Origin of the sequence: Cellulomonas fimi (assembly GCF_012952065.1) — a bacterium.
Taxonomy (GTDB): Bacteria; Actinomycetota; Actinomycetes; order Actinomycetales; family Cellulomonadaceae; genus Pengzhenrongella; species Pengzhenrongella fimi_A.
The window spans coordinates 21427-28193 of the sequence record NZ_JABCJJ010000029.1; the positions used below are offsets into that span (position 1 = coordinate 21427).

The window sequence follows — 6767 nt, forward strand, 5'->3', positions numbered from 1 at the left end:
ACGTCTGAACCCGTGTCGGGTTGCCGACGGCACAGTCGCGCGTACTTTCGGGAGATGGTCACGGTCGAGCGCACGTTCCACTGCCCCCCGCACGCCGTCCTCGACGTCCTCGCGGACGGGTGGACCTACGCGATCTGGGTCGTGGGCACGTCCCGGATCCGTGCGGTCGACGCCTCGTGGCCGTCGCCCGGGTCGCAGATCGCCCACTCGGCCGGGCTGTGGCCGGTGCTCCTCGACGACACGACCGTGTGCAGGCGCTGGGACCCGAGCGGCCGGATCGAGCTCCAGGCCCGGGGGTGGCCGCTCGGGGAGGCCCGCGTCGTGCTCGAGGTGGTGCCGCGGCCCGGCGGCACATGCACGGTGCGCATCTCGGAGGATGCGGTGCGCGGGCCCGGCACGCTCGTTCCGAAGCCGATCAGGTCCGCCGTCATCGGCTCCCGGAACACCGAGACGCTGCGGCGGCTCCAGATGCTCGCCGAGGGTCGGCACGGCCGGCACACGTCCGCCGCCGAGGGGTCGCCGGACGGCTGAGCCGGCCTGACCCGCGCCCGGCCGGCCGGGTCCGCGCCGCGGCTCACGGCCGGACGTCGAGGATCTCGCTCAGCCGGAAGTCGACCGGCTGCTCGAGCTGGTCGTAGGTGCACGAACGGGGGTCGCGGTCGGGGCGCCAGCGCCGGAAGCGCGCGGTGTGCCGGAAGCGGTTGCCCTGCATGCTGTCGTAGGCCACCTCGACGACGAGCTCGGGCCGGACCGGCGTGAAGGAGAGGTCCTTGCCCTGGCTCCACCGGCTCTGCGTCCCGGGCACGCGATCCGGGTTCGCGACGGCCCACTCGTCCCAGGCGCGCCAGGGGTGGTCCTCGGTGCCGCTCTCGTACGGCGCGAGCTCCTCGAGCAGCTCGGCACGGCGCGCGGCCGTGAACGACGCCGCGACGCCGACGTGCTGCAGGCGCCCCTCGTCGTAGAGGCCGAGCAGCAGCGAGCCCAGCAGCGGCCTGGCCGACGTCGAGGTCTTGTGCAGCCGGTAGCCGGCGACGACGCAGTCGGCCGTGCGCTCGTGCTTGATCTTGAACATCGCGCGCTTGTCGGGCTGGTACGGCGCGTCCAGCGGCTTGGCGACCACCCCGTCCAGGCCCGCTCCCTCGAAGCGTGCGAACCAGTCCCGTGCGACCGCGAGGTCGGCGGTCGACGGCGTGAGGTGGACCCGGTCCGTCGTGCCGTCGAGCGCAGCGAGCGCCTGGGTGAGCCGCGCGCGGCGCTCGGAGAAGGGGCGGGCCATCACGTCCTCGTCCCCCAGCGCCAGGAGGTCGAACGCGATGAAGGTGGCCGGGGTGTGCTCGGCGAGGAGCGTCACACGGCTCGCCGCCGGGTGCACCCGCTGCTGGAGGGCGTCGAAATCGAGCCGGTCGCCGGTGACCACGACGATCTCGCCGTCGAGCACGCACCGGTCCGGCGTGCCGGCCCTGATCGCCTCGACCGCGTCGGGGAAGTACCGCGTCATCGGGCGCTCGTTGCGGCTGCCCAGCACAACCTCGTCGCCGTCGCGGAAGACGATCGTGCGGAAGCCGTCCCACTTGGGTTCGACGTGCCCGACGTCCGGTATCTCGGGGACCGACCTGGCGAGCATCGGCGCGACGGGCGGCATCACGGGCAGGTCCATGGCCTCATCCTCCCCGGCCGAGGCCGACGCGTCCGGCCTCGCGACCTAGGACAGGCTGCCCGAACCTGTGAAGCTCGCGCTCGAGGGCGCGCCGTCGGTGGCCGCGTCGGCCTCGCCGCTGAGCTCGGGGACGCGCGAGCCGACCTTGCGCGCGACACTGAGGTGCCCGCCCAGGAACCCCCCGACACCGAGCGCGAGCCCGCCGACGAGGGCGAGCGCCGCGCCGCGGACGTGGCGTCCGCGGCGCCTGGCCAGCCAGGAGGCGGTGTAGCACAGGAGCGCAAGGCTGTTCGACGTGGCGTGGACGAGCCCCGTCCGTCGGTCCACGCCGGACGTGTCCGCGTACTCGGCAGCGCCCGTCAGGGCGGTCGGGACGGCCGCGACGATCCCGAGCGCGACGAGCCGACGGGCCGCGGGGCGAGCGGCGCCGCCCCCGACGAGGTCGAGCACCGAGGCGGACGTCCACACGCCGATCGGCACATCGGTGAGCATCGGGTGGAGGGCGCGCCCGAGGGCGTGGCCCTGCAGCATCGCCTTGCGCGCCGGATCGGCGACGAGCGACTGCGCGAGGGAGTGCAGGCGGCCGGCGGCGGCGTCGAGCGACTCGTTCTGCTCGATCTGGAGGGCCGCGTCCACGAGTGCGGACGTCGGGTGCGCGCTCTGCTCGGTCCCGAGGACGCCGTCGACCATGATCCTGCCCGCCTCTCGCGTCGGGGGCCCGCACCGATGCGGCGCCCGTCCCAGCATCGCCGCGCCCGCTGCGCGCCGCATCCGGAGCGCGGCTCAGTGCGGGCCGGCTCCGTCCGCGCCGCGCGCCGCGCGGATCAGCCGGAGCGGCACGAGCAGCCAGAAGACGGCCAGCAGCCCGATCACGCCCGCGCCGACCACGAGGCCCGCGGTGCGCCCTACCACGACGTCGAAGATCAGCAGCGTGGTGCCCGCGACCACGAGCGCGAGCACGACGAGACCGGCGCGCGCCATCCGGTCGCCCGCGTCCACCAGCTCGGGCTTGAGCCGCTTGCGGAACATGACCCGGTGAAGGCTCACCGGCGCCACGATGAGGGTCGTGGCGATCGCCGCGAGGACGACGAGCGTGAGGTAGATGAGGCGCTGGGTGTCGTCCAGGTCGTCGAACCGCGCCTGGAACGGCAGCGTGAGCAGGAACCCGGTGAGGATCTGGACGCCGGTCTGCGTCACGCGCAGCTCCTGGAGCAGCTCGTTCCAGTTCCGGTCCATCCGCTCCTCGACCGTCTCGTGCCGGCCGGTCGCCGCGACGTCGCGGGCCCGGTCACCGGCATCGGCGCCCTGCCGGCGCCCGTGGCCGCGGCCACGGCCGCCGGCGTTTCCCGAGTCGTTCGATGCGCGCGATCCCATGCCCGCATCGTGGCCGGGCGGGCCGGTGTCCGCGCGGTGGACCCGCGGGTGAAGTGCGAGCCGAGCTGCTGGTGACGGGGTCGTGGATCGCGTCGGGGCCTCCGCGCTGCGGCTCCGGATGCACGGCCCCAGCCGCGGTGGAACGGTGGGCGCGAGGGAACAGTCGCGTCGACGGCGCGCAGCAGACAGGAGATCGGCACATGAGGGCACTGACCTGGCAGGGCCGCGAGCACGTGAGCGTCGAGACCGTCCCGGACCCGCGCATCCAGGAACCGACGGACGCCGTAGTCCGGGTCACGTCGACGGCGATCTGCGGCTCCGACCTGCACCTGTACTCGACGCTCGGCATGTTCCTGGAGCCCGGCGACGTCCTCGGGCACGAGTCGATGGGCGTCGTGGAGGAGGTGGGGGCGGACGTCACGCACATCCGGCCGGGGGACCGCGTGGTGATCCCCTTCGGCATCGCGTGCGGCCGCTGCTGGATGTGCGAGCGCGGCACGTACTCGCAGTGCGAGACCACCCAGGTGCGGGCGCAGGACAAGGGCGCCGCGCTGTTCGGGTACACCACGCTCTACGGGCAGGTCCCCGGTGGCCAGGCGCAGTACCTCCGCGTGCCGCAGGCGCACTTCGGCCCGGTCCCCGTACCCGACGACGGGGGTCCGGACGAGCGCTACCTCTACCTGTCCGACGTGCTCCCCACCGCATGGCAGGCCGTCGTGTACGCGGACGTCCCGGCCGGCGGATCGGTCGCCGTCATCGGGCTGGGCCCGATCGGCCAGATGGCGGCGCGCATCGCCGCCCACCGGGGCGCGAGCACGGTCATCGGCGTGGACCGGGTCCCGGAGCGCCTGGCGATGGCCCGGCGCCACGGCGTCGACGTCATCGACATGTCGGCCGTCGACGACGTCGCGGCGGCGGTGCGTGACCGGACCGGCGGACGCGGCGCGGACGCGACGATCGACGCGGTCGGCATGGAGGCGCACGGCTCGCCGCTCGCCGCGGGCGCGCAGCGGGTCGCCGGCCTGCTGCCCGACGCCGTCGCGAGGCCGATGACGGAGAAGATCGGTATCGATCGCCTCGCCGCGCTGCTCGAGGCGATCTCGGCGGTACGCCGCGGCGGGACGGTCTCGATCTCGGGCGTGTACGGCGGGATGGTCGACCCGCTGCCGATGATGCAGATGTTCGACAAGGGCCTGACCCTGCGCATGGGCCAGGCCAACGTCCGCCGGTGGACGGACGAGATCCTCCCGCTCGTGGCCGACGTGACCGACCCGCTCGGGGTCCTCGACCTGCGCACGCACCGGCTCCCGCTCGAGCAGGCGCCGGAGGCGTACGCGATGTTCCAGGCCAAGCGGGACGGCTGCATCAAGGTGGTGCTCGACCCGGCCGGTGCGAGCGGCGCCGGTGGCTGAGACGGGCAGCACGGGGCGATGGACGCCGACGCAGGACCGGGGCGTGACGCGTCGTCCGACGCGCCGTCGGGCCGGGGAACCGGTGGGGTCGACCTCACCTCCACGGAGCACGGTCTGGTGGTGGCGTTCTGGGGCGTGGTCGACGACGTGGTCCGGGACCGCGGCACGGCCGACCTGTGGGAGCTCCGGGCGCCCGGCGGCACGCTCGAGATCGACTGCTCACGCGTCACGGCGATGGACTCGATCGGCCTGTCGATCCTCGTGCGTCTCGTGCGGGACGCGGTCGAGGACGATCAGCGCGTCCGCTTCACCCGCGCGAGCGCACCTGTGGCCGAGCTGCTCGCGACCTCGGGCGTCCGGGACTGGATGCTCGACCTGGGCGTCGAGGTCGGGCCGTAGCGGTGCGACCATGGGGTGGTGAGGGCGGAGCCGGTGACGGGAGCCCGGGAGGTGGCGACGAGCTACATGCCCGAGCAGCCGGTCGACGTGCGGCGCACCCTCGCCCGCCTGGCGCGCGGCCGGCACGACCCGACGTTCCGCACGACTCCTGACGGCGCGCTCTGGCGCACGAGCCGGTACCGCTCGGGGCCGGCGACGTACCGCCTGGTGCAGGCCTCGCCGGAGCGGGTCGACGTGCGGGCCTGGGGGCCGGGGGCGGACGAGGCCGTCGAGAGCGTGCCGGACCTCCTCGGCGCGCGCGACGACCTGCGCTCGTTCGACCCGGTCCGTCCGGACCTGCGTGACGCGCACCGCCGCCATCCGGGCCTGCGGGTCCCACGCACCGGACGTGTGCTCGAGGCGCTCGTCCCCGCCGTGCTCGAGCAGCGGGTGATCGGGCGGACCGCCTTCGAGGCGTGGCGGTGGCTCCTGGTGCACCACGGCGAACCGGCTCCCGGCCCTGCGCCGCACGGCATGCGCGTCGTGCCCGACGCCGCGGGCTGGCTCGGCGTCCCGAGCTGGGACTTCCACCGGGCGGGCGTCGACCCGGGCCGGGCCCGGACGGTCCGCGCGTGCGCCCGCGTCGCACCTCGGCTCGAGGAGACGACGTCGATGACGCCCGCGGACGCCGCGCGTCGCCTGCAGGCCGTGCCCGGCGTCGGCCCCTGGACCGCGGCCGAGGTCGCACAGCGCGCGCTCGGCGACAGCGATGCCGTCTCGGTCGGCGACTACCACCTGGCCGCCGATGTCGGCTGGGCGCTCGTGGGCCGCCGGGTCGACGACGCGACCATGCTCGAGCTGCTCGAGCCGTGGCGCGGGCACCGCTACCGCGTCGTGCGGCTCCTCGAGCTGACGCGCGGGCCGGCGCCGCGGCGGGGCCCGCGGCTCACGATCCAGGACCACCGGCGGAGCTGAGCGGGTCACCGTCCCGGTCGAGGCGTCCGAGCACCTCGTCGGGGGACAGCTGCCGCAGGTCTCCGTCCTCGAGCTCGTCCCACCTCCGGGGCGCCGCGACGGCCGGACGCTCACGACCGCGCAGCGAGTACGGCGTGATCGTCGTCTTCGCCGGGTGGTTCTGCGACTAAGAGGTGACCAAACGACCCCTCGAGCATTGGTCGCACCGGGTGCGGCCCGCGCTGTACTTGGACCTGGGTGGTGATGATGAGGGGGGACGAAGTCCGCTGCGTGGGCCCGTTGGCTGCACCTCTCCGTATCAGAGGCGCATCCCTGAGGTGCCTCTGGCCGAAGATCGAACTACGTACGGTCTACGCTCGGCACGCATGGAGGGGGTCTACATCGGCTACGTCGAAATCTCCGATGCGATGGCCGAGAAGATCCAGACGAAGCATGGCGTGACGCCGGGCGAAGTTCGCGAGTGTGCTACGGCTGGCCGACGGCGCGATGGCACGTCCACCCACAGCACGGACGGAGGCTGCTGCTCCGAGGGTCGACAGCGCAAGGTAGGAGGCTCATGGTGATCCTCCAGCCTGTCGATGTCCCTGACGGAACTTGGCGCCTACGCACGGCGTTTGCGGAGTAGAGCGAGAGGAGAACATGATGAGCCGTATGAGCAGCGACGAGGAGTTCGCCGAGCTGGACACCACCGCGCAGGAGTTCCTCGCGATGTGGGATCAGGCGAGCCCGGCGACGGTCGCACGAACCGAACGAATCATCCCATCCATTGGTCGACTGAGTGTCACGCACGGAGCGTCGGCGGCGGCGGCATCCAGCGGCCACGGCAGCACCCAACTGTCCATGACTAGGGCGTGTCTCCCTTATCCGGGGTGAGGTGGGCGTCAGGCTGTGGCCATGAGCGTGTCGGCGTCGCGGTTCGAGGTGTTCACTGACGAGGAGTGGGCGCGGATCGAGCCGTTGTTGCCCTCGAA

General features: G+C 73.5%; 8 protein-coding genes and 1 pseudogene. 5 read left to right on the forward strand and 4 right to left on the reverse strand.

Features of this window, described 5'->3' with window-relative positions; all coding sequences use genetic code 11:
* Nucleotides 1-54: 54 nt before the first annotated feature.
* On the forward strand, nt 55-531 hold the full coding sequence (locus HIR71_RS13885) for an SRPBCC family protein (RefSeq protein ID WP_169325659.1): 477 nt from the start codon (nt 55-57) through the stop codon (nt 529-531).
* A 43-nt stretch (nt 532-574) separates the two neighbouring features.
* On the opposite strand, the gene HIR71_RS13890 is transcribed toward HIR71_RS13885, so the two are convergent.
* The 3 genes from HIR71_RS13890 to HIR71_RS13900 form a co-directional block, all read right to left on the reverse strand.
* Nucleotides 575-1657 carry an ATP-dependent DNA ligase gene (locus tag HIR71_RS13890; protein WP_169325660.1) on the reverse strand — a complete coding sequence of 361 codons (1083 nt, stop codon included), beginning with the start codon at nt 1655-1657 and terminating at the stop codon, nt 575-577.
* Nucleotides 1658-1702: 45 nt separating this feature from the next.
* On the reverse strand, nt 1703-2347 hold the full coding sequence (locus tag HIR71_RS13895; protein ID WP_169325661.1) for a DUF2231 domain-containing protein: 645 nt from the start codon (nt 2345-2347) through the stop codon (nt 1703-1705).
* Between the two features lie 93 nt (nt 2348-2440).
* Nucleotides 2441-2893: a DUF6328 family protein gene (locus HIR71_RS13900; RefSeq protein WP_169325671.1), complete on the reverse strand. Its 453-nt coding sequence runs from the start codon at nt 2891-2893 to the stop codon at nt 2441-2443.
* 338 nt (nt 2894-3231) lie between these two features.
* Between HIR71_RS13900 and HIR71_RS13905 the strand changes: the two genes are divergently transcribed.
* Genes HIR71_RS13905 through HIR71_RS13915 form a run of 3 tightly spaced genes read left to right on the forward strand, consistent with a single transcriptional unit; the run spans nt 3232 to nt 5796 of the window.
* The gene (locus HIR71_RS13905; RefSeq protein ID WP_169325662.1) at nt 3232-4443 is read left to right on the forward strand and encodes a zinc-dependent alcohol dehydrogenase; all 1212 of its coding nucleotides are present in this window, start codon (nt 3232-3234) and stop codon (nt 4441-4443) included.
* A gap of 18 nt (nt 4444-4461) precedes the next feature.
* Nucleotides 4462-4842 carry an STAS domain-containing protein gene (locus HIR71_RS13910; RefSeq protein ID WP_169325663.1) on the forward strand — a complete coding sequence of 127 codons (381 nt, stop codon included), beginning with the start codon at nt 4462-4464 and terminating at the stop codon, nt 4840-4842.
* 18 nt (nt 4843-4860) lie between these two features.
* On the forward strand, nt 4861-5796 hold the full coding sequence (locus HIR71_RS13915) for a DNA-3-methyladenine glycosylase family protein (protein WP_311836293.1): 936 nt from the start codon (nt 4861-4863) through the stop codon (nt 5794-5796).
* Here HIR71_RS13915 and ligD read toward each other — a convergent pair.
* Nucleotides 5768-5950 (reverse strand): annotated as a pseudogene (ligD, locus tag HIR71_RS17630) (non-homologous end-joining DNA ligase LigD); the annotation flags it as partial. The gene HIR71_RS13915 and the pseudogene ligD overlap by 29 nt on opposite strands.
* Nucleotides 5951-6447: 497 nt before the next feature.
* Here ligD and HIR71_RS13925 point away from each other — a divergent pair.
* The gene (locus HIR71_RS13925; RefSeq protein WP_169325664.1) at nt 6448-6669 is read left to right on the forward strand and encodes a hypothetical protein; all 222 of its coding nucleotides are present in this window, start codon (nt 6448-6450) and stop codon (nt 6667-6669) included.
* The last annotated feature ends 98 nt before the right edge of the window (nt 6670-6767 follow it).

Excerpts from the sequence above, each read along its gene's own strand:
- HIR71_RS13895 (WP_169325661.1), bottom strand. The coding sequence starts at position 2,347 with ATGGTCGACGGCGTCCTCGGGACCGAGCAGAGCGCGCACCCGACGTCC.
- HIR71_RS13905 (WP_169325662.1), top strand. The coding sequence starts at position 3,232 with ATGAGGGCACTGACCTGGCAGGGCCGCGAGCACGTGAGCGTCGAGACC.
- HIR71_RS13900 (WP_169325671.1), bottom strand. The coding sequence starts at position 2,893 with ATGGACCGGAACTGGAACGAGCTGCTCCAGGAGCTGCGCGTGACGCAG.
- HIR71_RS13890 (WP_169325660.1), bottom strand. The coding sequence starts at position 1,657 with ATGGACCTGCCCGTGATGCCGCCCGTCGCGCCGATGCTCGCCAGGTCG.
- HIR71_RS13925 (WP_169325664.1), top strand. The coding sequence starts at position 6,448 with ATGAGCAGCGACGAGGAGTTCGCCGAGCTGGACACCACCGCGCAGGAG.
- HIR71_RS13885 (WP_169325659.1), top strand. The coding sequence starts at position 55 with ATGGTCACGGTCGAGCGCACGTTCCACTGCCCCCCGCACGCCGTCCTC.
- HIR71_RS13910 (WP_169325663.1), top strand. The coding sequence starts at position 4,462 with ATGGACGCCGACGCAGGACCGGGGCGTGACGCGTCGTCCGACGCGCCG.